Source organism: Candidatus Annandia pinicola (genome assembly GCF_020541245.1).
GTDB classification, from domain to species: Bacteria; Pseudomonadota; Gammaproteobacteria; order Enterobacterales; family Enterobacteriaceae_A; genus Annandia; species Annandia pinicola.
In genome coordinates this window covers 194,930-221,511 of the sequence record NZ_CP045876.1, presented here as the reverse complement: position 1 = coordinate 221,511, position 26,582 = coordinate 194,930, and the positions used below count along the sequence as shown (strand labels likewise).

The 26,582-nt window shown below is 16.4% G+C and carries 24 protein-coding genes, 4 tRNA genes and 1 other RNA gene; 6 read left to right on the top strand and 23 right to left on the bottom strand.

What is annotated here, in order from left to right; translation table 11 throughout:
- The first annotated feature begins 12 nt into the window (after positions 1 to 12).
- Positions 13 to 359: a transfer-messenger RNA gene (ssrA, locus tag GFK87_RS01105) on the top strand.
- Positions 360 to 498: 139 nt separating this feature from the next.
- On the opposite strand, the gene GFK87_RS01100 is transcribed toward ssrA, so the two are convergent.
- The 3 genes from GFK87_RS01100 to GFK87_RS01090 all read right to left on the bottom strand — a co-directional run bounded on the left by GFK87_RS01100 (position 499) and on the right by GFK87_RS01090 (position 1,637).
- Positions 499 to 571 (bottom strand) — tRNA-Glu (locus tag GFK87_RS01100).
- Between the two features lie 122 nt (positions 572 to 693).
- Complete coding sequence (locus GFK87_RS01095) at positions 694 to 1,359, bottom strand: RluA family pseudouridine synthase (RefSeq protein ID WP_239022513.1); 666 nt, start codon at positions 1,357 to 1,359, stop codon at positions 694 to 696.
- A gap of 38 nt (positions 1,360 to 1,397) precedes the next feature.
- Positions 1,398 to 1,637, bottom strand: a complete 240-nt coding sequence (locus GFK87_RS01090) for a S4 domain-containing protein (protein WP_226798872.1) — start codon at positions 1,635 to 1,637, stop codon at positions 1,398 to 1,400.
- A 152-nt stretch (positions 1,638 to 1,789) separates the two neighbouring features.
- Here GFK87_RS01090 and GFK87_RS01085 point away from each other — a divergent pair, with 152 nt between their 5' ends.
- The gene (locus tag GFK87_RS01085; RefSeq protein WP_226798870.1) at positions 1,790 to 2,767 is read left to right on the top strand and encodes a prephenate dehydratase domain-containing protein; all 978 of its coding nucleotides are present in this window, start codon (positions 1,790 to 1,792) and stop codon (positions 2,765 to 2,767) included.
- Here GFK87_RS01085 and tyrA read toward each other — a convergent pair.
- The 17 genes from tyrA to GFK87_RS01000 all read right to left on the bottom strand — a co-directional run bounded on the left by tyrA (position 2,760) and on the right by GFK87_RS01000 (position 22,191).
- Positions 2,760 to 3,824 (bottom strand): bifunctional chorismate mutase/prephenate dehydrogenase, encoded by a 1,065-nt coding sequence (tyrA, locus tag GFK87_RS01080; RefSeq protein ID WP_226798868.1) that lies wholly within the window; start codon positions 3,822 to 3,824, stop codon positions 2,760 to 2,762. The genes GFK87_RS01085 and tyrA overlap by 8 nt on opposite strands.
- A gap of 21 nt (positions 3,825 to 3,845) precedes the next feature.
- Positions 3,846 to 4,892 carry a 3-deoxy-7-phosphoheptulonate synthase gene (locus tag GFK87_RS01075; RefSeq protein WP_226798866.1) on the bottom strand — a complete coding sequence of 349 codons (1,047 nt, stop codon included), beginning with the start codon at positions 4,890 to 4,892 and terminating at the stop codon, positions 3,846 to 3,848.
- 134 nt (positions 4,893 to 5,026) lie between these two features.
- Positions 5,027 to 5,380: a 50S ribosomal protein L19 gene (gene rplS, locus GFK87_RS01070; RefSeq protein ID WP_226798864.1), complete on the bottom strand. Its 354-nt coding sequence runs from the start codon at positions 5,378 to 5,380 to the stop codon at positions 5,027 to 5,029.
- 6 nt (positions 5,381 to 5,386) lie between these two features.
- Positions 5,387 to 5,899 (bottom strand): ribosome maturation factor RimM, encoded by a 513-nt coding sequence (gene rimM / locus GFK87_RS01065; protein ID WP_226798862.1) that lies wholly within the window; start codon positions 5,897 to 5,899, stop codon positions 5,387 to 5,389.
- Between the two features lie 2 nt (positions 5,900 to 5,901).
- Positions 5,902 to 6,177 (bottom strand): 30S ribosomal protein S16, encoded by a 276-nt coding sequence (gene rpsP, locus GFK87_RS01060; RefSeq protein WP_226798860.1) that lies wholly within the window; start codon positions 6,175 to 6,177, stop codon positions 5,902 to 5,904.
- A gap of 33 nt (positions 6,178 to 6,210) precedes the next feature.
- Positions 6,211 to 7,560: a signal recognition particle receptor subunit alpha gene (locus GFK87_RS01055; protein WP_226798858.1), complete on the bottom strand. Its 1,350-nt coding sequence runs from the start codon at positions 7,558 to 7,560 to the stop codon at positions 6,211 to 6,213.
- 56 nt (positions 7,561 to 7,616) lie between these two features.
- Positions 7,617 to 7,689 (bottom strand) — tRNA-Arg (locus GFK87_RS01050).
- 4 nt (positions 7,690 to 7,693) lie between these two features.
- Positions 7,694 to 7,780 (bottom strand) — tRNA-Ser (locus GFK87_RS01045).
- 161 nt (positions 7,781 to 7,941) lie between these two features.
- The gene (gene alaS / locus GFK87_RS01040) at positions 7,942 to 10,575 is read right to left on the bottom strand and encodes an alanine--tRNA ligase (protein ID WP_226798856.1); all 2,634 of its coding nucleotides are present in this window, start codon (positions 10,573 to 10,575) and stop codon (positions 7,942 to 7,944) included.
- 80 nt (positions 10,576 to 10,655) lie between these two features.
- Entirely contained in the window at positions 10,656 to 11,666 is a 1,011-nt protein-coding gene (gene recA / locus GFK87_RS01035) for a recombinase RecA (protein WP_226799343.1), read from the bottom strand.
- Positions 11,667 to 11,864: 198 nt separating this feature from the next.
- Positions 11,865 to 13,139 carry a phosphopyruvate hydratase gene (eno, locus tag GFK87_RS01030; RefSeq protein ID WP_226798854.1) on the bottom strand — a complete coding sequence of 425 codons (1,275 nt, stop codon included), beginning with the start codon at positions 13,137 to 13,139 and terminating at the stop codon, positions 11,865 to 11,867.
- Between the two features lie 158 nt (positions 13,140 to 13,297).
- A tRNA-Met gene (locus tag GFK87_RS01025) sits at positions 13,298 to 13,371 on the bottom strand.
- 117 nt (positions 13,372 to 13,488) lie between these two features.
- Positions 13,489 to 16,002, bottom strand: coding sequence for a UvrD-helicase domain-containing protein (locus tag GFK87_RS01020; RefSeq protein ID WP_226798852.1), 2,514 nt, complete (start codon positions 16,000 to 16,002; stop codon positions 13,489 to 13,491).
- 18 nt (positions 16,003 to 16,020) lie between these two features.
- Positions 16,021 to 19,302, bottom strand: a complete 3,282-nt coding sequence (locus GFK87_RS01015) for an exodeoxyribonuclease V subunit gamma (protein WP_226798850.1) — start codon at positions 19,300 to 19,302, stop codon at positions 16,021 to 16,023.
- 53 nt (positions 19,303 to 19,355) lie between these two features.
- Complete coding sequence (sucD, locus tag GFK87_RS01010) at positions 19,356 to 20,225, bottom strand: succinate--CoA ligase subunit alpha (RefSeq protein WP_226798848.1); 870 nt, start codon at positions 20,223 to 20,225, stop codon at positions 19,356 to 19,358.
- Complete coding sequence (gene sucC, locus GFK87_RS01005; RefSeq protein WP_226798846.1) at positions 20,197 to 21,405, bottom strand: ADP-forming succinate--CoA ligase subunit beta; 1,209 nt, start codon at positions 21,403 to 21,405, stop codon at positions 20,197 to 20,199. The genes sucD and sucC overlap by 29 nt, the downstream gene beginning before the upstream one ends.
- A 48-nt stretch (positions 21,406 to 21,453) precedes the next feature.
- Entirely contained in the window at positions 21,454 to 22,191 is a 738-nt protein-coding gene (locus tag GFK87_RS01000; protein ID WP_226798844.1) for a Nif3-like dinuclear metal center hexameric protein, read from the bottom strand.
- Between the two features lie 107 nt (positions 22,192 to 22,298).
- On the opposite strand from GFK87_RS01000, the gene fldA reads away from it, so the two are divergent.
- Positions 22,299 to 22,814, top strand: coding sequence for a flavodoxin FldA (fldA, locus tag GFK87_RS00995; protein ID WP_226799341.1), 516 nt, complete (start codon positions 22,299 to 22,301; stop codon positions 22,812 to 22,814).
- A 155-nt stretch (positions 22,815 to 22,969) separates the two neighbouring features.
- On the opposite strand, the gene gndA is transcribed toward fldA, so the two are convergent.
- A complete protein-coding gene (gene gndA / locus GFK87_RS00990; protein ID WP_226798839.1) occupies positions 22,970 to 24,376 on the bottom strand; it encodes an NADP-dependent phosphogluconate dehydrogenase in 1,407 nt (468 codons plus the stop codon).
- 104 nt (positions 24,377 to 24,480) lie between these two features.
- Between gndA and erpA the strand changes: the two genes are divergently transcribed.
- Complete coding sequence (gene erpA / locus GFK87_RS00985; RefSeq protein ID WP_226798837.1) at positions 24,481 to 24,825, top strand: iron-sulfur cluster insertion protein ErpA; 345 nt, start codon at positions 24,481 to 24,483, stop codon at positions 24,823 to 24,825.
- An 11-nt stretch (positions 24,826 to 24,836) separates the two neighbouring features.
- On the opposite strand, the gene GFK87_RS00980 is transcribed toward erpA, so the two are convergent.
- Together GFK87_RS00980 and dut are read right to left on the bottom strand one after the other, a co-directional pair.
- Entirely contained in the window at positions 24,837 to 25,556 is a 720-nt protein-coding gene (locus tag GFK87_RS00980) for a 5'-methylthioadenosine/adenosylhomocysteine nucleosidase (RefSeq protein WP_226798835.1), read from the bottom strand.
- A 90-nt stretch (positions 25,557 to 25,646) separates the two neighbouring features.
- Positions 25,647 to 26,102 carry a dUTP diphosphatase gene (gene dut / locus GFK87_RS00975; RefSeq protein ID WP_226799339.1) on the bottom strand — a complete coding sequence of 152 codons (456 nt, stop codon included), beginning with the start codon at positions 26,100 to 26,102 and terminating at the stop codon, positions 25,647 to 25,649.
- A gap of 83 nt (positions 26,103 to 26,185) precedes the next feature.
- Here dut and rpmB point away from each other — a divergent pair, with 83 nt between their 5' ends.
- Together rpmB and rpmG are read left to right on the top strand one after the other, a co-directional pair.
- Positions 26,186 to 26,425, top strand: a complete 240-nt coding sequence (gene rpmB / locus GFK87_RS00970; protein ID WP_226798833.1) for a 50S ribosomal protein L28 — start codon at positions 26,186 to 26,188, stop codon at positions 26,423 to 26,425.
- The gene (rpmG, locus tag GFK87_RS00965; RefSeq protein ID WP_226798831.1) at positions 26,409 to 26,570 is read left to right on the top strand and encodes a 50S ribosomal protein L33; all 162 of its coding nucleotides are present in this window, start codon (positions 26,409 to 26,411) and stop codon (positions 26,568 to 26,570) included. The genes rpmB and rpmG overlap by 17 nt, the downstream gene beginning before the upstream one ends.
- Positions 26,571 to 26,582 lie beyond the last annotated feature (12 nt).

The window sequence follows — 26,582 nt, the reverse complement described above, 5'->3', positions numbered from 1 at the left end:
TATTATTATAAGGGGGCTGTTTTGGATTTGACGAAATTTGTAAAACTTAAGGTGCATGTCGAGGAAGGTTTGCCTCGTTAAAAAACCTAAAAAAAATAAATGAAGAAAAATATAATTATTCTTTAGCAGCTTAATTTTTTTTTTGATTTTTATTCTCTTATAAAATCAATAAATAATATAATAAGAGATCGTAGTTTATTAATTTCCTAATGATAAATTATTAAATTTTATAGGATATCTTTTTTATTAACGTGTTATATTCCGTTATAATTAAGAAAAAAAAATAAAGATTAACTAAACATGTAGTACCTAAGTGTAATAAATTTCGGACGCGGGTTCGAATCCCGCCAGCTCCATTTATTAAATTAAAAATTTATAATTTTAAATAATTATGAATTTAATTTTAAATGATTTATATCTATTTAAAAAAAATAATAAATATTTTAGTTTTTAATTTAAATTATTATTAAATAATTTTATATTTTTTTTAATTTAAAATGTCTCTTAGGGGATTTGAACCCCTGTTACCGCCGTGAAAGGGCGATGTCCTAGACCTCTAGACGAAAGAGACTTTTTATTTATAAGATTTATTTAATAAAATATTTTATAAAATAATATTAATATATAATTTATTATATATTATTAATTATTATAGTCAACATTATATTAAAAAAAATATAATTATATATTATTTTAATTATTTTTTCTTAAAAAATTAATTATTTTATACATATCATTTGGTAATTTAGATATAAATGTAATATAATTTTTTCCATTTGGATTTTTTAATTTTAATATAGTAGAATGTAAAGCTGGTCTATAAAAATTTATTATTTCTTTTTTATTATTTTTATTTTTTTTTTTATTTTTTTTTTTTATATTATTATATAATTTATCACCTAATAAAGGGTAATTACAACTAGACATATGTATACGTATTTGATGAGTTCGTCCAGTTTTTAAATTTATTCTTATATAAGTATAGTTTTTAAATTTTTCCAATATTTTATATTCTGTGATAGATTTTTTACCATTTATATTAATTGACATACGATTTTTAATTATTTTATCTCTTGAAATAGGTTTTTTAATAATATTATTTTTTTTTATATTTCCTATCACAATTGCATCATATTTTTTAATTATTCTTTTTAATTTCATTTCTTTTTTTAAAAAAAACATAGAAACCATATTTTTAGCAATTACCATTAAACCTGTAGTATCTTTATCTAATCTATGTATTATGCCAGCTTTTTCTAAAGAAGCATTATTAGGATAATAGTATAAAATAGCATTAAATATTGTTTTATTTTTATTACCAAACCCAGGATGAACTATTAAGCTTTTTTTTTTATCTATTATTATAATATCTTTATTTTCATATAAGATTTTTAATTTTATATTTTCAGGTAATAAATATTTATAATTATTATAAAAAAAATTTTAATTATATCATAACTATTAACATTAGTATTAGGTTTTGTAATAGTATTATTATTTATTTTTATTTTTTTATTATTAATTAAAAATTTTATATGTGATCTAGAATATTTAAATAATATTTTTGATAATATATAATCTAGTCTATTTTTAAATTTTATAAAAGGAACTTTTATTTTTATATATTTTTTTTTCATATTATTTTAAAATTTTAAAATTATAAATATTATTAATATAATTAGTTATAAATTTTTAATAATAATTTAATTTAATTAATTTAAATTACAATTATATTTTATTAATATAATGTAAATTACAATAAAATAATTAAATTATATAGGATAAAAAAATGAAATTTTATTTTTTAAATAAGTTATATATTAAAATAAAGAATAAATTTATTAAAAAAAATAATGTTGTGAATTTATGTTTAAATAGATATAAAAGAAAATATAAAAGAGTAGATACAAAAAATACGATAATAAGAACTTATAGAAAAAAAATAATATCAAAAATTTTTTTATTAGGTCCAAAAGAATCTTATTCATATATAGTTGGCTCAAATTATATTAAAAATTATTATAAAAATAGTATAATTAAATTATGTTCTACATTTAAAGAAATTATAAAAAAAACTGAAAATGAAAAAGAAAGTTTTGCAATACTTCCTATAGAAAATACTAATTCAGGATCTATATATGAAGTATATGATTTATTAATAAATTCTAAATTGTATATATTAAAAGAATTTAATATGAAAATAAATCATTGTCTTTTATCTAAAAAAAGAACTAATATTAATAAAATAAAATTTTTATATAGTCATTATCAACCATTTAAACAATGTAATGAATTTATAAAAAAATTTAAAAAAGTAAAAATTGTAAATACTAATAGTACTTCTGAAGCTATGAAAACAATATCTAAAATTAAATCACCAATTGTTGCTGCCATAGGAAGTTTAAGTGGATCTAAATTTTATGATTTATTAGTAGTTAAAAAAAACATTAATAATAAAAATAATATTACAAAATTTATATTATTATCAAATACATATAATAAAAATGAAGTAGATAATGCTAGAATTTTAATTTTTATGATAAATTTTAAAAGTAAAAAATATAGAGTTATAAATATTATATTTATAATTAATAAATATAAAATTAAAATAGATAAATTAGAAAATAGAATATTTTACAATAATAAATCACAAGAAGTATTATATGTAAATATTAAAAATAATTTTAATTTTACTATATTAAAAAAAATGTTAGACGAAATAAAAAAAGAATCTAATTATATAAGATTTATGGGATATTTTATTTAAAATATTCTTTTATTTCTTCAATTTTTTTTAAAAATAATTCTTTATTATTTTTTATTAAATCAATAATTTTAGTTATTTTTTCTAAGTAATCTTCAATAAATATTTTTTTATTTTCTTTATTAGATAAAATATTATCTATATATAAATCAAGATTATTTTTAAAAAATAAACTTATATCTTTTAAATTAAAATCATCATAAGGTATTGGTAAAAAGTTTAGTGAACTACTTAATTTTTTATTTTTAACTAAATCTAATCCGTATATAAAATAAAAAAAAAACTTTAAAAAATCAATAAACATTATATCTTTATTATTTTTTATATTAGTTATTTTTTTTAATATTACTCCCCAAATTTTTATTTGATTTAAAAACCATTTATAACTTTCCATATTACGACCATTATAATAAAATATAGTTTCTTTAGTAATATGGTAAGCATTAGAATTAAATTTAGGTTGTAATAATAAAACAGGTCCCTTATGTATATAAAGAATAAGTTTTAAGCGTTCATATGAAATTATATTTAAATTAACTAAAATACATTTTTTTGGTAAGTTTATAATAAATAACATAATTTCTTTTAAAGTTTTATTAGAAACACTAATAATAACCATATCTATTTTAAATTTAATATTGTTTATTTTATCAATTTCTTTAGAATTAAAAAAATAAACTTTATAATTTGATAATTTAAGCATTTTTTTAAATAAAATTCCAGTACAATTATTATCATTAATAATAACTATAGATTTAATATTTTTATTAACTTTTTTAAAACCATGTGAATATTCTCTTAAATAAGATTCATACATAATTCTTTTCATTAAATCTTCAATTAATCCTTTCGGTAATTTTAATTCTTCAGCTATTAATCTACGTGAATTTAAAAGAGATAATTCTCTTTCAGGAATATATATTGGTATTCCACATTTACTTTTAATTTTTCCTACTTTAGATACTAAGATTAATCTTTTATGTACTAAGTTTATAATAGATTCATCTACAATATCTATTTTATTACGAAAAAATAAAATTTCAGATAATATAAGATCCATTTTTTTTCCTTTTTTTTATAATTAATTAATTAAAGATTTATAAAGATTACATAATAAATTTTCAGTAATATTCCAATTAATACAAGAATCTGTCACAGAAACCCCATATTTATTATTAATATCTTTATTTAATATTTGTTGACCCGAATTAATATTACTTTCTATCATTAAACCTATAATAGATTTATTTTTACATCTAATCTGTTTAATAATGTTTTTTGCAACTTCAGGTTGTAGAAGAAAATTTTTATTTGAATTACCATGACTACAATCTATCATTAAAGAGGGTTTTACTTTTGATTTTAACATTTGTCTTTCACATTTTATTATTTCATAATTATAGTAATTAGGTAATCTACCACCACGCAATATTATGTGAGCATCAGGATTTCCTTTAGTTTGTAATATACAAACCTGTCCTAATTGATTTATTCCAACAAATCTATGTGGCATTTTAGCAGCATATATTGCATTTATTGCAGTATCTAAACTTCCATCAGTACCATTTTTAAAACCTACAGGCATTGATAAACCAGAAGCTATTTCTCTATGTGTTTGTGACTCTGTAGTTCGAGCACCAATTGCAGACCAACTAAATAAATCACCTATATATTGAGGACTATTAGGATCTAATGCTTCAGTTGCTAAAGGTATATTTAATTTTAATAAATTTATTAATAATTTACGTGCAATATATAAACCAGAACCCATATTTAAAGAATTATCCATATAAGGGTCATTTATTAAACCTTTCCATCCAACTGTAGTCCTAGGTTTTTCAAAATATACTCTCATAACAATATATAATTTATCTATTAACAATTCTGAAATTGACTTTAATCTATAAGCATAATCTAAAGTTGATTCAATATCATGTACAGAACATGGACCACATATTAATAATAATCTTTTATCTTTTCTTTGTACAATATTAGAAATAATTTTTCTTGATTTTCTAACTTGATTTTCTAAAGTTTTATTTAATGGAAATTTACTTTTTAATTCTTTAGGATTAATTAAAATTTGTTCATTTAAAATATAAATATCATTTATTTTATCTTTTTTCATGATTTTTAACCTGTTATTATAAAATTAAACTAAAAATAAAAAAAATAAAATAAAATTAAATATATATAACTAAATTATTTTTTTATTATAATATTTTTTTAATAAATTTATATATAAAAAATATATTTATATTTTTAATATAAATTTTTTTTTTTTACATTTAAATTTTTTTTAATTCTATTTCTTAAATAATATAATTTTGATTTTTTAAATAAATTACATTTTTTTATAATAATTTTACTAATAATAGGTGAATAAGTTGGAAAAACTCTTTCTACACCTTCATTATAAGAAATTCTTCTTAAAGTAAATGTAGAGTTTAATCCTTTATTTTTTTTTGAAATTACTACTCCTTCAAAAGATTGTAATCTAATATTTTCATTTTCTTCAATTTTAATTTGAACTTCTAAAATATATCCAACAGAAAAATATGGTATATATCTATTAATTTTAGATTTTTCAAATTTTATTAAAAATTTTTTTTTCATATATACCTATAAATATTTATTAATATTTAATATAATTTTTTTTTGTTGTAAACTTATATAAAAAATATTTTTATCTATAAATGAAATATATAATATTTTTTTTTTTTTATTTAATAAAATTATATTTATAAAATTTTTATAATTTTCAAAAATATTTATTATTTTTCCCAAATAAAATAATTTTAAATTATAAACCTTAAAATGTATTATATTATAATAATAAAATTCGTTTTTAAATGTTTTTTTAAATTGTATATTATGTATAATAATTTTATTATTAATTAAAAAAGATAAATTTTTAATATTATCAATGTTATTTATTTTAACTAAAAATTTTTTATTTTTATAATTCCAATTATTAATATATAAAAATATTACTTTATTATATAAACTAACGTACCACGGTATATAATTAAAAATTTTTTTTTTAATTTCAGTAAATGTTAATAAAATTAAATATTTTTTAATGCCATAAAATTTTCTTAATTTACCTATTATAGTATAGTTTTTTATTAACAAATTTATCTTGGTAAATTATAATATAATACTTTTATTTTATCTTTATATATTTTTAATAAATAACATAAACGTTTAGATATTTTTGCTCCATTTTTAATCCAATATTTTAAACGTGATATGTTAATATTTAAATTTTCTATATTATCATTACTTAACGGATAAAAAAAACCTATTTTTTCTATAAAACGACCATAACAAGAAAATCTTCTATCTGATACTACTATTTTATAAAAAGGTATTTTTTTATTTCCACCACGAACTAGTCTTATAACTACCATAAAATTTCCTTATTTAAAAAAAATATAATAACTTTAAAAAAAATTTTTTATATTTTCTGGTAATATATTTTTTAGATTTTTAATAATTTGTTTTATATTAGCACCTTTAATTTTTTTCATTATATTTTTCATATAATAAAATTGATTTATTACATTTTTAACATCTTTTTTTTTAACACCTGATCCTAAAGAAATACGATTTATTCTAGAAATATTAATAATATGAGGATATTCTTTTTCCATTTTAGTCATAGAATTAATAACATTTTCTATAATAATTAATTTTTTTTCATCAAAATTAAATTTTTTATCTAAAAAAGGAAATTTTTCTAAAATACTATTTATCCCACCCATTTTATTTATTTGTTTTATTTGTTCTAAAAAATCATTTAAATTAAAATCAATACCTTTATTAATTTTATATAAAATTTTATTTGTATCTTTTAATTTAATTTTATCTTTAACTTCTTCTATAAGAGATTCAATATCCCCCATACCTAAAATTCTAGAAACTATTCTATCTGGATGAAATTTTTCAATATCATTACTATGTTCTCCAATTCCTAAAAATTTAATTGGTTTTTTAATAATATCACATATTGATAAAGCAGAACCTCCTTTAGTATCACTGTCAACTTTAGTTAAAAATATACCAGTAATTTTTAAAAATTTTTTAAATATTTTAGATATATTAACTGAATTTTGTCCTGTCATAGAATCAAAAACTAATAATGTTTCAATAGGTTTAACTAAATCATAAATTTTTTTTATTTCAGTTTTAATATTTTCATTAGAATATGATATTCCAGGAGTATCTATAATTAAAACATCATAATCTTTATTTTTTATATTTCTTAAAATTAATTTAATTATATCAATTGGTTTTTGTTTTTTATTTGATTTAAAAAAATCAATATTATTTATTATAGATAATTTATATAATTGTTTTATACCTGCAGGTCTATAAACATCTACTGATGTTAATAAAACCTTTTTATTATATTTTTTTTTTATTAATTTTCCTAATTTTATTGTAGTAATAGTTTTTCCTACCCCTTGTAAACCAACTAATAAAATTATAGAAATTTTTTTATCAGATAAATTAATTTCAATATTTTTGTAGCTTAAAATATTAATTAATTCTTTTTTTATAATATTTATTAAAATTTTTCCTAAATTTTGATTAATATTATTTATATAATGTTTAAAATCTTTTTTAATTTTTATAATAAACTTATCTATAACTTTAACAGATACATCAGATTCTAATAAAATATTTTTTAATTTATCTAAAATTGAAGATATTAGATCTTTATTAATTATTTTATAATTTTTAATAATATTAACTATTTTAATTAAACTTTTAGACAATTTACCAAACATTTTTTTATACCTTTTTTTTTAATAAAAAAAAAATTAATAAATATTATTTTTTTTGATGCATCCGGAAGGATTCGAACCTTCGACCGCTCGGTTCGTAGCCGAGTACTCTATCCACTGAGCTACGGATGCTTTGTGATGAGAGAGGGATTCGAACCCTCGATACGGTATTCCATATACTTTCTTAGCAGGAAAGCGCCTTAAACCACTCGGCCATCTCATCTATTTATTTAAAATATTTAGTTTTTTTTTTTATAATATAAATTTTATTTATTACTATAAATAAAAAAAAATATTTTTTTTATTTATGTTAACATTATATATTAATATTTTAAATTTATCAATTAAAATAAGTTATTTAAAATATTTTTTAATTAATAATAACTATTTTTTATCTAATAATTTTTTTAAAATTATATTTTCTATTTTATTTAATTTTAAATTTATTTTTTTTAAAAATATACCATTCTTACATATTAAAATATTATCTTTAAAAATATTTTTTTTATACTTTTTATAAAAATTATTTATTATAAATTCGTAATTTATTTTATCTTTAATAAAATCATCAATATATATTTTTAAAAATAAATTAGATTTATTATTAAAAATTAATACTATAATTTTATAATTTAATATTTTTTTAATATAATCTATTACTTTTTTAGAAAATTTATAATCAACATTAATTTTACTAATTATAATTTTATAGTTATTTATAGTTTTAGATTTATGTTTTATTAAATTTATTTCATTTTTAATTTTTTCTTTTTGTAACTCTTTAATTATTTTTTTATATTTTTTATTATTTTTTATTATAAAATCTATTTTTTTATTTACTTCATTAATATTAATTTTTAGTTTTTCTGATATTTTTTTTATTTCATTCTTTTTTTCAATCATATATTTTAAAGCATATTTTCCAGTAATAGCTTTTATACGATATATATTTTTAGATTTTTTATTTTTAGACATTATTATAAACATACAAATTTCTTTTGTGTTTTTTATATGTGTTCCACAACATAATTCTTTAGAAATATTACCTATATTTACTAGTCTTATATTTTTATCATATTTATAATTATTAATAAATATTTTTTTGTTTTTTATAATATCAATTTTTTTATAACTATTAATAATAAAAAAATTTTTTTTAATATAATAATTAAATAATTTTTCTATATTAATTATATCTTCATCTGATATTTTTTTTTTATATTTAAAATCAAAATTAAAATAATTATTTTTTATTAAAGACCCTTCTTGAGTAATATTTTTATTTAGATTTTTTTTTAAAGATTTATATAATAAATGAGTAGATGAATGATTAATACAAATATCGTTTCTTCTTTTTATATCAATATTAGTTATACAATTATCATTTATAATAATTTTACCAAATTTTATTATACCAATATGTCCTATAGATTTTTTATATTTTTGTGTATCTTGTACTTCAAAAAAAAAATTTTTATTTTTTATATATCCTATATCTCCTATTTGTCCACCTGATTCTGCATAAAATGGTGTCTTATCTAAAAAAATTACACATTTTTCTCCAAAATAAGCTTTTTTTTTTGAAATATTATTTATTATAATATATTTAATTTTAGATATACATCTATTTATATTATATCCATTAAATAAACTATTAGGAATTTTATAATTAATATTATTTTTTATTTTAAATTTGTCATTTTTAGATCTTTTTTTTTGTTTTAACATTTCTTTTTTATATTCATTATAATCAATTGATATTTTATAATTATTACATATTTCTGAAGTTAAATCTAAAGGAAAGCCAAAAGTATCATATAAATTAAAAACAGTTTTACCATCTAATATATTATTATTAACTTTTTTTAATTTTTCATTTAAAATTTTTAACCCATTACCTAATGTTTTTATAAAATTATTTTCTTCTTTTTTAATAACTTCTGTTATATATTTTTCTTTTTTTTTTAAATAAGGATATAATAATTTCATAATATTAATAGTTGGTTTAACTAACTTATATAAAAAAGAATTATAATATTTTATTATATAACCTTGTTGCATTCCACGACGTATTATACGTCTTAAAACATATCCTCTACCTTCATTAGAAGGTAAAACACCATCATAAATTAAAAATATGCATGATCTTATATGATCTGAAATTATATATAAAAATTTATCATTTAATAATAAATTATTAAATAATTTTTTAATTTCATTTATTATTAAATTAAAAATATCTATATTATAACTAGATTTAACATTTTGTAAAATAGATGTAATACGTTCTAAACCCATACCTGTATCAACCGAAGGTTTATTTAATTTTAGTAAACTACCATCGATCAATTTATTAAATTGCATAAAAACAATATTCCATATTTCAACATAATTATTATTTAAATATTTATCATTTGTTAACAAATGATATTTTATTTTATCATTATTAAAATTATAAAATATTTCAGTACAAGGCCCACATGGACCTGTACTATCCATTTGCCAAAAATTAGAAGAAATATTTATTTTTTTTTTATCATTATAAATTTTTAAAATATTATTATTAGAAATTCCAACATCTTTTAACCAAATTTTATAAGATTCAATATCTTTATAATATACAGTAATTATAAATTTATCAGGATTTAAATTAAAAAAATTATTACCTGTTAATAATTCCCATGCATAAATTATAGCTTGTTTTTTAAAATAATCTCCAAAACTAAAATTTCCCAACATTTCAAAAAATGTATTATGATATTTATTAAACCCTATATTATTTAAATCATTATGTTTACCACCAACTCTAAGACATCTTTGTGATGTTACTACCTTATTAAAATTAATATCTTTAAAATTACCTAAAAAAATATTTTTAAATTGATTCATACCTGCATTAGTAAATAATAATGTAGAATCATTATATGGTATTAAAGAACTACTTTTAACAAATTTATGATTTTTATTAATAAAAAAATTTATAAACATTTTTCTAACTTCATGTATAGCTTTTTGCATTAATTTTCCAATTTTAATTCTAGTATTTTTATATAAATTATATAATGTAAAAAAAATAATATTAATAAATTTTATTTTTTTTATTTTTTTTTAAAATCACTTATCAATAATAGTTTTTTAATTTTATTTTTTAAATTATTTGTTATATTGGGATTTTTTTTTAAGTATCTATAAACACTCTTTTTACCTTGACCAATTTTATTTTTATTATAACTATACCATGTTCCTGATCTTATTATAATATTATTTTGAACTCCTAATCTTAATATTTCATCATATGTATTAATACCTTTACCATATATTATTTGAAACTCAGCTTGTTTAAAAGGAGATGAAACTTTGTTTTTTACAACTTTAACTCTAGTTTCATTTCCTATTATATTATCATTTTCTTTTATAACACCTATTTTTCTAATATCTAATCTAATAGAAGCATAAAACTTTAGTGCATTACCGCCAGTTGTAATTTCTGGATTACCAAAAGTAATACCAATTTTTATTCTAATTTGATTTATTAAAATTAATAATGTATTAGATTTTTTTAAATTAACTGATAGTTTTCTCATAGCTTGACCCATCATTCTTGCTGTTAAACCTACATGTGAATCTCCTATATTACCTTCTATTTCTATTTTGGGTGTTAGTGCAGCAACAGAATCTATAATAATTACACCTATATTACCAGATTTAGATAATTTATTACAAATTTCTAATGCCTGTTCACCATTATCTGGTTGTGAACATAATAGATTATCAATATCAACTCCTAATTTTTTAGCATATAAAGGATCTAAAGCATGTTCTGCATCGATAAAAGCACAAATTTTATTTTCTTTTTGAGCAGAAGCAATAATTTGTAAAGTTAATGTAGTTTTACCAGATGACTCTGGTCCAAAAATTTCAACAATTCTTCCAATAGGCAAACCTCCAATACCTAGAGCAATATCTAATGATAAAGATCCAGTAGATATTGTCTCTATATTCATAGAATAATTTTCCCCTAAACGCATAATAGAACCTTTTCCAAATTCTTTTTCAATTTGATCTATAGTTATTTGTAAAGATTTATTTTTTTTTGATTCTTTCAAAATTTTTTCCTATTTTTTTTTTAAAAAAAATATGTTTTTTAGTTTTATATTAAAATTTATAATAATTTTATTAAATAATAAATTAAGAAAAATAATTAAAAATAAATTTAATGCTCTTAAATAAATATGAAGGTAAATTATAAACTAATAAGTAAGAAAAAAAATAAAATAAAAAATATTTAATATAATTGTTTAGTTTTTTCATTGTTTTTTTAATTGCTTGTTAAGCAACTCCTCTATTCGAATTAATCTATTATATTTAGCTATTCTTTCAGAACGACTCATAGAACCGCTTTTAATTTGATTAGCAGAAACTCCTACTGCTAAATCTGCAATAGTAGTGTCTTCTGTTTCTCCAGAACGATGAGATATAATAATTTTATATCCTGAATTTTTTGCTAAGTTAATAGTATTTAAAGTTTCAGTTAAAGAACCTATTTGATTTAATTTTATTAATATTGAATTGGCTATTTTTTCTTTAATACCTTTACGTAATATTTTACTATTAGTCACAAAAAGATCATCACCAACTAACTGTATATGTTTACCCATTTTTTTTGTTTGATATTTAAAACCTTTCCAATCATTTTCATCTTGACCGTCTTCTATAGAAGATATATGATATTTTTTAGATAATTTTTCTAGATAATTTGTAAATTCTTTAGAATTGAAAGATTTTTTTTCTCCTTTTAATTCATACTTTTTAGTTTTGTTATTAAAAAATTCAGAAGCAGCACAATCTATAGCAAGTACAATATCTTTACCAATTATATAACCAGATTTTTCTATAGAAATCTTTATACATTTTAATACATCTTTATTAGATTTTAAGTTAGGAGCATATCCACCTTCATCACCAACATTAGTACTCATATTTTTTTTTTTTAATATAATAGCAAGATTATGAAATACTTCTGATCCCATTTTAATAGCTTCTTTAATACTTTTAATATTTATTGGTTGAATCATAAACTCTTGAATATCAATATTATTATCTGCATGTATTCCACCATTTATTATATTTATCATTGGTAATGGTATAGATAAGTTTTTATCATTATTATTTAATTCTGCTATATGTTCATAAAGTTCAATTTTTTTAGATTTTGCTGCAGCTTTAGCATTTGCTAAAGAAACTGCTAAAATTGAATTAGCCCCTAATTTAGATTTATTATTTGTATTATCTAAATTTATTAAAATATTATCTATTAATTTTTGATCTTTTGAATCTTTATTTTTTATAGATTCATTAATTATAGTATTAATATAATTAACTGCTTTTAATACACCTTGACCTAAAAATCTTTTTAAATCATTATCTCTTAATTCTAATGCTTCTCTAGAACCAGTAGAAGCTCCTGATGGTGAAGATGCTATACCTATAGAACCATCATACAAATGTATTTCTGCTTCTACGGTAGGTTTTCCTCTAGAATCAATAATTTCTCTACCAATAACTTTTTTGATTTTAGACATAATTAATCCTAATAAATATTTTTTTTATTTAGTATACAATTTTAATATATTTTATAAAATAATATTTTTGATAATATAACAATGTTTATATAATTTTTTTTAATTACAAAATAAATTAATTTTATTTTAAATATTAATGTTAATAACAAATATTAATTTTGCGGGGATTGGATTTGAACCAATGACCTTCGGGTTATGAGCCCGACGAGCTACCACACTGCTCCACCCCGCTATTATAATAATTATATATAATTATATAATAATATTTGATTAAAGTCAATTATTCATTAACTAATTTTATCATATATTTATTTAATTAACATAATATTAAATTAAATATTATTTAAATTTATAAAATTTTTATTATATCTATATATTTTATATTATTAATTAAATTAAATAATGCATTTTTAAGTTCAAATGAATCCATAGATTTACCTTTTTGTAACAAATATCCTATTGCACTTTTATGAAAATCACTTTTATTGTTTTTGTTTTTTTTTTTTATAATAGGTGCAATACCTATACTACAATGCCATATAGATCTAGTTAAAGATACATATAAAATTCTTAAATCTTCTGATAATATTTTTTTTTTTATTATGTTTTTTTTTTTTTTATCATTTTCATAATTTTCTTTTTTTAAATTATAAAAATTAGATATAAATGGTAACCATACAAATGGATATTGTAGTCCTTTAGATTTATGTACTGTAATTATTTTAACATTATTTTCTTCTTTTATATATTTTAATTTATCATAAATTAAATTTTTTGATGATGATTCAATTTTATTGTATAACCAAAATAATAGTTTATTTTTATTTTTTAAATAAATAAATTTTTTATTTAATATTTTTATTAATTTTAAAAAGTTATTAAACCTATTATAACCATCATGTAATTTAATAATATTATTATATATTTTATATTTTTTTATTAATAAATTTATAAATGATATTATACCATAATCGTTCCATATTAAAAGATAATTATTAAATTCATAATATAATTTTAAAAATATATTATCATTTTTATTAATTAGATGTATTTCATAAAAATTTTTATTTAAAATTTTTGTAGATAATGCATTTAATAAAAATTCTTTTTTATTAGGATTAATAACAGCCTGTAAGATATATAATAATTCTCTAGATTCTGAATTATTAAATATACTGTTATTATTACTAACATAATTATTATAAGAAATATTATATTGATCTAAAAAATTTTGAATAACATAAGATTCATGATAATTTTTAACTATAATAGTTATATCTGATTTTTTTATTTTCTTTAGTTTTTTATTATTTTTTAACAAAAAGGTTTTATATTTTTTATTATATAATATATTATAAATATTTAATGCACATTGATTTGCCATTATTTTTTCATAATTATCAATTTTAATATTTTCTTTTGAATATAACCATATTTTTAAACCTGAATATATTTTTTTATTTTGTATTAGTATTTTTTTTTTATTATTATTACATGTTTTAATTAATGTAAATGTTATTTTTTTTGATAAAAATGGTTTTTTTAATATAGAAAATATGAAATTAATACTTTTAATCATATGATATGATGATCTCCAGTTAGTATTCATATAATAATTATTTTTAATTTTATTACGTATACTAAAATAATTATCTATATTAACTCCACGAAAAGAATATATGGATTGTTTAGGATCACCTATCAATATTAAAGAACCTTTATTTTTTTTTAAATATATATAATCAAATATTTTATATTGTTTATAATCAGTATCATGAAACTCATCAATTATTGCAATTGGATATTTTTTATAAATTCTTTTATAAAAATTATTATTTTTTTTTATATTAAAATAAGTTTTATTAATTATATCATCAAAATCTAAAATTTTTTTATTTTTATTAAATATATAATATATATATTTAATAATATTAAAAAAAATTTTTTTTTTAGATAAAAAAATATAATTTATAAAAATATCAATATCTTTAAAAAAATTATTACTTATATTATTTTTAGTTAAAGCTCTATAACTATTTTTTAAATATATTAGTTCTTTTGGATAATTTATATCTTTAGTTTTTTTTTTAGACCATAAATTAATTTTATTTATTTTTTTTTTATTAAATTTAAAATCTAAAAATATATTTTTAGATTTATTTATCCAATTATTTTTAAAAATATTAATTATGTTTAAAATTTTGTAATAAATTTTAGTAAAATTTAATTTTTTATATGAATTATCATTACTTTTATATAATTTTATTAATTGTAATTTATTTAATAATAATATAGTTAATTTTTCAGGAGATTTCCATTTTTTTATTATAATTTTAGCAAGATTAATTGGAATGTTATTAATATGATTAAACCAAAAGTTTTCAGTTATTTTTTTTAAAAAATTATATTTTTTTTTAATAATATCTTTTTCTAAACTTTTATTTGATATTATCATATTTTTTTTTAATATATAATAACAAAAACCATGTATTGTATATATTGACGCTTTATCTATTTTTAATTCTGCTAAATATAATATTTTTATAGATTTTTTAAAATTAACAATATTTTTTATTAAAATACCTAAAGTAGGGTGATTTATATTTTTTGAAATACAAGAAATTCTTAATTCATAAATCATTTTTTTAATTCTTTTTTTTATATCTTGTTTTGCAAATTCTGTAAAAGTAACAATTAATATTTTTTCTATTTCTAAGGGTTTATTTTTATGATATAATCCTAATATAAGCCTTAAAAAAAACAAAATTATAGTAAAAGTTTTTCCTGTTCCTGCTGATGATTCAATTAAAAAACTTTTTTTAAAAGAAACATTTATAGGATTTAAAAATTTTCTTTTTATCATTATATTATTTTTTTTATATTATTTATTTTTTTTATTTTTAATATGATTACATAAAAATGGTAGAATCCATTTAATAGAATTTTTACAAATATTATTAATACAATTTTTATCTAAATGATCTATAATCCTATTTATATATGGATCATGTTGTTCACCTTTATGCTTACCATAACCTTTAAAAGTATAAATCATTTTTTGTTTGGCTTTTAATAATATTTCTTCATTTAATATATTTTTGTTATAATAATTATTATATACTATTTTTAACCATTCTCCTCCAGATTTAGGTAATAATAATAAAGGAGATTTCATTCCTTTTAAATAACCCCCTATATAATATAATAAATATTTTTTTGCTAAATTAGGTGAAATTGGAGTAAAAGTCCAATTACTATTACCTAATCCTAAAATACAACTATTTTTATTACCACCAATTAAACAATATATTAAATGTTCTATCCAAAAAATTAATCCATCTGAAAAATTTAAATAATTATTTTTCCATTTTCTTAAACCATTATCAGTTATATTATTTAAATATCCTTTAATAATAAAATTTTTTTTTTTAAAAAAAATATTAATATATTTTTTTTTTATTTTAGGAAATAATTTTATTTTTCTAAATAAATTTTTAATTTTAAATTCATAGTTTTTGTACATAATTTTACCTAAAACCCCAAATGGTATTAATCCTAACAATTGTTGTTTTTTTAAAAAGTTATTTTTTTTTTTATTTAAATAATAATACATTATTTTATAATAAATTTTATTTTTAATTTTATAATTAGAATTTTTTTTTTCATTATAAATATCTATATTTTTATTAATTAAACTGAAATTTACATTTAATCTTATTTTAAAAAAACTTTTTATGGGGTGATACCAAAAATTTTTAAATTCTTCTAAAAATATATTATTTTTTATATAATTAGTTTTTTTTTTAAATTTTTTTATATCAATGTAATTATTATAATTTTCAAATTCTATTTTTTTTTTAATAAAATTATTATTATATTTATATTTTATATATTTTTTATTATATGTAACATCTATTGTTTTATAAAAATTAAAAAATTTTTTTAATAAAATTTTTCTTATTTTTTTTATTTTTAAAACTGAATCATTTGAATTACAATATATATTAGTAATATAATCAAATAAATTTTTTATAACTATAGGTTTATCTATCATTTTATTATTTTTTAAAAAATCTAATGTATAACTTATATATAATTTATAATTTGCAGAAATTAATATTTCTAAAAATATATATTTATTATAATTGTATTTATCTAAAATTTTTATTTTTTTATTATATTTTTCTAAACTTAATTTAAATTTATTATTTTTTTTATAAAAACTATTATCTAAGCCTATTAAACATACTATCTTAAATGGTATAGATATCATATTTTCAATATTACAAAAATTAATACTTCCAAATATTATTTTTTGTTTCAATAATATTTTTTTTTTAATATTTTTTTTTATTTTTTTTTGAATTATTTTTATTGATATTTTATTATCGTTAAATAATAATATTTCATTAAAAAATTTTTCGTATTTTTTTTTAATATATTTTAAAGAATTTTTTATATTATTTTTTTTAGTTAAAAAAAATTGTTTTATAAAATTAATAAACGTTTTTTTATATTTATATTTTTTTAAAAAAATTTTATTCCATTTATTTAAACAGTTTATAAATTTAATTATATTTTTAATAAAAAAAAAATAACAATTATCTAAAATATTATTATTAATTTTTTCATAAAAAATAATTTTATTTTTTTTTTTAATTATTATCAAAAATACATATTCTATTTTATTTTTAGATAAAATTATTTTTTTTATTGAATAAAAAAAATCAATTTTATTTATTATAATATTTTTATATTTATTTTTTAATTTTAAAATAATATTTTTAAAAAAAATCATATATTTATTGTTTATTTTAAAACGTTCAGATATTTCATTAATATTTAATAAATAAATTATATCTTCAAAATAATAATTATTATTTAAAATTTTTATTAATTTATCAATTATATTTAATAAATTCATTATATTACTGAATTTATGACCGATTATACTAAAAGGTAAATTAAATTTATCTTTATTAAATTTATTAAATGTAGATTTTATATAATGATAATATAAATTTATATCTTTACTTAAAATTATAATATCATGATATTCTAATGATTTATTATTTTTAAATATTTTATATAAATAATCATATAAAACTTCTATTTCTTTTTGTTTACTATCACAAATATTAATTTTTATAGAATCATCTTTTAATTTTAATATTTTTTTAAAATTATTTTTATAATTACATTTAAAAAAATTTTTATTATTTAATTCTAAAATATTTTTTTGTATTTTATTTAATATATTATTTTTATTTTTACTTAAAAAAAAATTATTTTCTATGGATTCTATTGAAATTAAACAATTTAATTGTTTTCTTTTTAATTTACCCCATAAATCTAATAAATAATTACCATATTTGTAGTTTTTAAAATTTAATGATATAATGTTACCTAATGAATAATTTTTATAATTTTTTAATATATTGCCCCAATATAAATAACACGGATTTAAAAAAAAAATATGTATTTCAAAATATTTTTTTATATTATTAATTATGTTTAAATGATAAATTGATAAATTATTAGTATTAAAAATAATAATTTTTTTTGGTAAAATATTATTTTTAATATAATATATTAAATTATTTTTTTTTAATAAAATTTTTAAAATATAATATAAATTATTTTTAAAATTTAATATATTTTTCCATAAATAAATTTTCCATATTTTATTTTCTTCTGAAAAATTTAATATATATTTATTATTTTTATTATTATCTATTAAAATCGACTTATACAATAAATATTTAAAAAAAATATTACAAATAATAATTGAAAATTTTAATATAGATATTTTAATTTTTTTTTTAAATTTTTTTTTTATTATTTTTTTTATTATTTTATAATTTTTATTAATTGATAAAATTTTATTTATTTTATTATAAAATAAATTTTTACATTTTTTTTTTTTTTTTTTTTTTAATAAAAAATAATTTAACATTAAACTAAATAAATCATTATGCAACATAAAATACATATTACTATAAAAATTATTTTTTTTTAATATAAATTTTTTTATTAATCTTAAAAAATTAATATGTGGAAATGAAAATAAAATAACATTATTATTTAAACAATTATTTTTTAAAATTAAATATAAATTTTCTTTTAATACATTTATATTATTTGAGTTATGAATGTAAATCATATAAATTTTAAAATAAGATAATAATAAATTTAAATATTATTTTTTTTATAATATTAATTTAAAATATTTTTTAATTTAATTCCTATATTTAATAAATTATTTACCATATGTACGCCAGATAAATTTAATTTTTTGATTTTACTTTTTGCATTACCTTGACCTTGGGTAATAATTGCACCTGCATGACCCATTCTTTTTTCTTTAGGAGAAGTTAATCCAGAAATATATCCTATTATTGGTTTACTATAATTTTCTTTAATAAAATTAGCAACTATTTCTTCTTGATATCCCCCTATTTCTCCAATAATTACTATAGCTTTTGTATCTTTATCTTTATTAAATAATTTAATAATATCTATAAAATTTAAACCTATTATTGAATCACCTCCTATACCAATACAGGTAGATTGTCCAAAACCAGAATTAGTTATTTGTTGAACAGCTTCATATGTTAAAGTACCTGATCTAGAAATAACTCCTATATTTCCAGGTTTATGAATATATTCTGGCATTATTCCTATCATGGATTTACCAGGAGATATTATTCCAGGACAATTAGGTCCAATTAAATTAATTGATTTATTTTTTAATTTATTTTTAATAATAATCATATCAGCTATTGGAATTCCTTCAGTTATAACTATTATTAATTTTACACCTGCTTCAATAGATTCTAAAATACTTTTTTTACAAAATTTTGCTGGTACGTATATTACAGATGCTTCTGCTTTTGTATATTTTATTGCTTGTTTAACAGTATCAAAAACTGGTAAACCTAAATGAAAAGTATTTCCTTTTCCTGGAGTAACACCTCCAACTATTTTAGTTCCATATTTTAATGCTCTTTTTGAATGAAAAGTACCTTGATATCCTGTAAATCCTTGACATATAACTTTAGTATTTTGATCTATTAAGATAGACATTATATTTTCTCTTATTTTTAGATAAAAATACTGCAAATTTAACAGCATTTTTAAAACTTGAAATTGTTATAATTTTTAATTTACTTTTTAACAATTTATATATTCCAATTTTTGATTTATTTCCTGATAATCTTACTATAATTGGTGTATTAGTTTTAATTTTTCTTAAAACATAAATAATACTTTTTGCTATAATATCACAACGTATAATACCACCAAAAATATTAATAAAAATAATATCAACATTTTTATCTGATAATATTATATTAAATGATTTTATAATACTATTAATATCTGTAGAACCACCAATATCTAAAAAATTAGCTGGTTTACCACCATATAATTTTAATAAATCCATAGTACTCATTGCTAAACCAGCCCCGTTAACCATACATCCAATATTACCATTTAAAGAAACATAATTAAAAAAAGAAAAACATTTTTCTAATATAATATCATTATTATTTTGACTATAATCATAAATATTTTTTAATAAACTTTGACGAAAAATAGCATTGTCATCTGAAACTAATTTAGCATCTAAACAAACTAAATTTCCAAGTTTATCTATAACTAATGGATTAATTTCTATTAAAGTTAAATCAAATTTAATAAATATTTTGTATAATTTTAATAAAATTTCATTAAATTTTTTAATTTGTTCATTATTAAATTTTAATTCGGATGATATTTTTTTAATTTGATGACATTGTGGTCCTATTAATGGATTAATTTTAATTTTTTTTAATAAATATGGATATTTTTTTATAATTTTTTCTATTTCAATACCACCATAACTTGATATCATAAAAATTATACAACTTTCAAAGTTATCTATTAATATGCTTAAATATAATTCTTTTGAAATATTTATATATTCTTCTAATAAAATATTTTTTATTATTTGTGATTCATTATTATTTTGATTTGTTTTTATTTTTTTATTAAACCAATATTTTGAAAATAATTTAATGTCTTTATAATTTTTTACAATTTTAATTCCACCATTTTTACTTCTACTACCACTATGAACTTGACATTTAGCAATCATTGGGTTTTTAAATTTTTTTTTAGAAAATTTTTTTTTAATTTCTGAATATTTATTAAATAAATATCCTTTAGGTATTGGTAATTTATATTTATTAAATATCTCCTTTGCTTGATATTCATGAAATTTCATTTTTTAAAATATCCTTATTAATTTATAAAAAAAATATATTTAAACAATTTATATTGGATTATATATATTTATAAAATTTACTATTAAATTATATCTTTTTTTTAACCAATAACCTAAATATTTTATACCACTTTTTTCTGTATTATAATGACCAGCTGCAAAAAAATGTATTTTATTTTCTTTTGCAATATAAATAGTATCTTCTGATGATTCTCCTGTTATAAAAGCATCTATTCCAAAATTTATTGCTTTTTTAATTAAATATTGACCTTTTCCAGTACACCATGCTATATTATCAATATAATATGGTGCATTATTATTATAATATAAAGGTTTTTTTTTTAATTTATTTATAATTTTTTTTTTAAAATTATAACCAGATATATTTTTTTTTAATTTTCCCCAAAATAACAAAGGAGAAATTAAACCATATATTTTAATAGATAAACATTCAGCTAATTTAACATTATTACCTATAAAGGGATTAATATCTAATGGTATATGCCAGCTATAAAGGTTAATATTATTTTTTAAAAGTAATTTTAAATAATCATTATTAATTTCATTATTTTTTTTGTTATTCCAAAAAATACCATGATGAACTATAATAGCATCAGCTTTTTTTTTAATTGCAATATTAATAATTAATTTACATATTGATACAGCGGTGATAATTTTATATATTTTTTTTTTACCTTTTATTTGTAATCCATTAAAAGCACAATCTTTATAAATTTTATTATTTAATTTTTTATTTATTATTTGTTCCAATAAAATATTGTGCATATTATAACCTATAAATTTTTTTTATTTAAAATAATTATTAAATTATTTAAAAAAAAAATATTTTTTATTTTTAAATTTTAATATAAAAAAGAGATGATAAAATGAATATTAAAAAAATAGGAATTTTTTTTGGTAGCGATACAGGAAATACAGAAAATATTTCAAAAATATTAAAAAATAAAATAGGTAAAAATATAGTTAAAATATATGATATTGCAGATTCTACTAAAGAAGATATTGAAAAATTTGATAATCTTATATTTGGTATATCGACTTGGTATTATGGAGAACCGCAATGTGATTGGATTGATTTTTTACCTACATTAAAAAAAATAAATTTTAAAAATAAAAAAGTTGCAATATTCGGTTGTGGAGATCAAGAAAACTATTCTGAATATTTTTGTGATGCTATGAAATATTTATATAAAGTAGTAGTTTCAAATAATGGTAAAATAATAGGTTATGTTTCAAATATAGGTTACAATTTTAAATCATCAAAAAGTTGTATAAATAATACTTTTATTGGATTACCTATTGATGAAGATAATCAACAAGAATTAACAAACAAAAGAATTGAAGCTTGGATTAAAAATATATATAAAAATTTTAATTATTATAATTAAAATAATTATTTATTATTAAAATTATTTTTATTTTTTTTAATAATATCATTTTTTAATTATAATTTTTTTAATAAATTATAATTAAAAAAATGATATAATATAAATTTAATAAATTATTTTTTTATAATTATATTATAAAAAAATTTTAGTTTTTATTATTCTTTTATCCAATGAGTATGAAAATATCCTTTTTTATCGTTTCTAATATATCTATGAGAACCAAAACAATCTCTTTGAGCTTGTACTAAATTAGTTGATAATTCTTTTGAAGTATAACTATCAAAAAATGTAAGAGCAGCATTAAAAGCAGGAATAGAAATACTATTATCTATTGCACATAAAACTGTTTTTCTTAAGAAAGAAATATTTGAATCTATAGTATCTTTAAAATAATCTGAAAACATTAAATTAGATAATTTTTCATCTTTAAGAAATTCTTGTTCTATGTTTTTTAAACATCTTGATTTTATAATACAACCTGAAAACCATATTTTAGCAATTTTACCTAATTTTAAATTCCAATTATATTTTAATGAAGCTAATCTTAATTGATTGAACCCTTGTATGTATGAAATCAATGTGCTTAAATATAATGATTTTCTTATATGTTCTACAGTAATATTATAATTTGATATTTTTTGTTTTTTTATAAATATTTTAGATAATAGTTTTCTTTCTTTTTTAAAACAAGAGATATATCTTTCAAATAAAGAAGCTGCTGCAATATAAAAAGGTTCTCCTAAATCTAAAGAATTTTTTACTGACCATTTACCAGTACCTTTACTATCAGCTACGTCAGAAATTGAATTTATTAAATAATCTTTATTATTTTTATTTTTCTTTTTTATTATTTGTTTTGTAATTTCTATTAAATAACTATTTAACTCATGTTTATTCCATTCACTAAACAAATTAGATATTTTTTTATTATCATATTTAAAAAAATATTTTAACATAAAATATGATTCTGCAATTAATTGCATATTACCATATTCAATACCATTATGTATCATTTTAATATAATGACCAGATCCATTTGGTCCTAAATAACAAATACATGAAAAATTTTCTTCAGACAAAGCAGATATTTTTTTAAAAATATGTTTTGTAATTTTATATGCGATTAAAGAACCTCCAGGCATAATTGATGGTCCATTTAAAGCTCCATATTCTCCACCAGATATTCCAGCCCCAATAAATTTAATATGTTTTTTAAATAAGAAATTACTTATTTCCATAGTATCTTTATAAAAAGAATTACCCCCATCTATTATAACATCATGAGGTTTTAAATATTTTGATATTTTTTTTATAGTATCTTTTGTTGCTTTACCTGATTTAATCATTAATAATATTGTTTTAGGTGGCGTTAATGAATTAATAAATTTTTTTATATTATTAAATGGAATTATATTTTTATTATTAATATCAACAATTTCTTTAATTTTTTTCTCAGAACGATTATAAACTGATACTTTATAACTATTATTAGCTATATTTAAAGCTAAATTTTTACCCATTACTGCCATACCTATGATACCAAAATTTTGTTTTTTTTTCATAAAAATTACCTATATTTTTTTTAATAATTTATTAATTTATTTTGATAATAAATTAATTTATTAAAAATAAATTTTAAAATATATTAATATTTAAAATGGAAATTATGAATAATAAAAAGTTGTTTAATATTAAATTTACTAAATCAGCATATAAAAAAGTTAAAAATTTATTATTAAAAGATAAAAATAAAAAATTAAAATTTAGAGTTTATATACAGGGTGGGGGTTGTAGTGGTTTTAAATATGGTTTTATTTTAGACAATAATTTAAATGAATATGATTTTATTATAAATAAGAAAAACATAATTGTTACCATTGATAAAATTAGTTTACAATATTTGTTAGGAAGCACAATTGATTATGTAGAAAATTTAGAAGGATCTAAATTTATTGTTCGTAATCCAAATGCTAAACATAATTGTAGTTGTGGATTATCTTTTAATATTTAATAATATTTAAATTATGATAAATAAAAAAAATTTTTATATATATATATTGTAAAAAAAATATTTATAATTTCAGGTATATTAAATGGTATATTATTAATATTTTTTTTAAAAAATTTATCTGAATTATTACCTGCTATATCTGATATAGATTTTATTATAACACAAGGTATATTAAATAAATAACATACATGTGAAATAGAAGCTGATTCCATATCTATTGCTATTGCATTAGGAAAAAGTTTTTTAATGTTATTAATAAATATATTGCTATTAATAAAATAATCCCCACTTATTATTAAACCTTTTTTATAGTTTATTTTTATTTTATTCATACATATTTCAAAACATTTTATTAATTTAATATTTAAATTAAGATAATTTGATTTATTTAATTTATATTTTTTACAATTATCAATTAAATTAATATTTGTATCATAATAAGCTGTATTTTTAGATAAAATAATATCATTAATATTTATTTTTTTAGATATACTACCAGCATATCCTATGTTAATAATTATATTAATTTTATATTTTTTTATTAATAATGAAGTACTTATAGCAGAATTTACTTTTCCAATATTAGTTTGTAATAAAAAAACTTTTATTTTATCCCAATTTCCAATATATATTTTAAAGTTTAAAAATCTTTTAAATTTTATATTTTTAATATATTTACAAAATTTGTAAACCTCTATATTCATAGCACCTATTATTCCGATTTTAATCATTTTTTTTTTCTTTTAGTTAAAATTATTATAAAAAAATAAAATATAATTTAAATTAAATATTAATAAAATATTAAAATATTTATATATATATTATATTAAACCAGAATGACCTATTCCTTTATTTCCTCTTTTACTTAATTTAAATTTTTTTACTAAATTAAATTTTACTTTAATTAATGGTAAAAAAATAATCTGAGCAATTCTATATCCAGGTTTAATCTCAAATATGTTATTACTTCTATTTAAAACCGATATCATTATTTCTCCTTGGTAATCAGAATCTATAATACCAATAGTATTACCTAATATTATTCCATTATTATGTCCTAAACCTGATCTTGGAGTAATTATAGCAAATATATTTGGATCTTTAATATATATTGCTAAACCTGTAGATACCAACTTAACTTTATTTGGTTTAATTTTTTTTTTTTTATCAATACAAGCTATTAAATCAATTCCAGATGAACCCTTAGTTATATAATTTGGTATAGGAAATATACTACCTATTTTTGAATCTATAATTTTAATATCAATATTATTTATTTTCAATTTAAAAAAATCACCTTAATTTTTTTTTAAAATATATTTTTTTTAGTTTATAAAAATTAAAAAACGAGGATTACTATATGTCTAGAATATGTTTTATTACTGGAAAAAAACCTTTATTTGGTAATAATAGATCTCATGCTATGAATTCAACTAAAAGGCGTTTTTTGCCAAATATACATACACATAAATTTTGGATATCAAAAAAAAAAAAATTTATGAAATTTAAAATTTCAATTAAAGGTATGCGCATAATTGATAAAAAAGGTATTGAAATATTAAATAAAAAAAACAAAGGTAATTATGGTAAAAAAAAATAAAATAAATATTAAATTAATATCATCTTCAGGAACAAAACATTTTTATACTACAACTAAAAATAAAAAAAGTAAAAAAATGAAATTAAAGAAATATGATCCTTTAATTAGAAAACATGTAATTTATAAAGAATATAAAATTAAATAAATTAAAAAAAAT